The 1,150-nt window shown below is 64.7% G+C and carries 1 protein-coding gene; it reads right to left on the reverse strand.

All coding sequences use genetic code 11. The features are described 5' to 3' along the window. Positions 1-19: 19 nt before the first annotated feature. Complete coding sequence (locus LB565_RS29765) at positions 20-961, reverse strand: IS110 family transposase (protein ID WP_224589628.1); 942 nt, start codon at positions 959-961, stop codon at positions 20-22. Between the last annotated feature and the right edge of the window lie 189 nt (positions 962-1,150).

The following is a 1,150-nucleotide window of genomic DNA, read 5'->3' on the forward strand; positions in this document are numbered from 1 at the left end:
GGATGAGCAACTGTGTTTTTCAGGTGTGTTGAGGGTTCCATTCCTGATTGTTGCGCAGCATGGCGCAGAGGATGGTGAGGATCTTGCGCGCAACGGCTATGATGGCGACCTTGGGCTTCTTTCCGGCGTCGCGCAGGCGCTGGTGGAAGGCCTTGATGACGGGATTGGAGCGACTGGCTGCGAGCGCCGCCATGTAGAGAACCCTGCGCACTTCGGCGCGGCCGCCCCAGATGCTGCGGTAGCCCTTGAGGACGCCGCTGTCATGATCGTAAGGCGCCAGGCCGACAAGGGCGGCGATTTCGCGCCGCGAGGCTTGGCCGAGTTCGGGAACGAGAGCGAGCAAGGCGTGGCTCAGAACCGGGCCGGCGCCGCAGAAGGATTGCATCAGGCGATCCTTCTCGGCGAACTGCGCATGGCTTGCCACGAGTTCGGCAAGGCGCTTGCCGATAAGCAGGATGTCCGCCTCGATGCTGCGCAGACGCCGGGCAAAGATGCGCCTGACCGCCGGCTCACGAACCTGTTCGAGTTGATTGGCCAGGCTGACCTTGTCTTCGGTGAGCTGGCGGCGGGCGTTCACCAACTCGGCGAGTTGTTCGGTGAGCGGATCGCATTGCATGGCCCGGGTCGGCATTTCAGCCGTGAAGCGGGCAATCACGCAGGCATCGATGCGGTCGTTCTTGGCCCGGCGGCCAAGCGCGCGGGCATAGTGGCGCAGCTTGTGCGGGTTGACGTTCCTGACCGACAGGCCCGCCTTGCGCAGCGCCTTCTTGGCGCCGCGCTCGTAGCCGCCGCTCGGCTCGATGCCGATCGCCCGCACCGTCCGGCTCGAGAGCCGCTTGATCAGGCGCACCCAGCCTTGGGCGTCATTGTCGACCCGAAAGCTTTCTCCCGTCTCCAGGATCGCGACATCCAGCCATCCCTTGGCAACGTCGATGCCAACCACCAGCCCGTCTTCTGTCATCTTCTTGGTCCCTTCCTTGCGTGCGGGGGCTTGCCCCTTGCAACTGTTCGGGTTCACAAAAGAAGACGGCCGGGCCCCAGCTCATCCACGGTATCGGCACCTGAGGGGCGACGGGCTCTCGGCCGCCGCCGCGGACGGGGTGATCGCCCCATCCGCGGCGACCAACACAATGAACGATTCGCTATACAC

Source organism: Mesorhizobium sp. CA14 (genome assembly GCF_020165195.1).
Classification (GTDB): domain Bacteria; phylum Pseudomonadota; class Alphaproteobacteria; order Rhizobiales; family Rhizobiaceae; genus Mesorhizobium.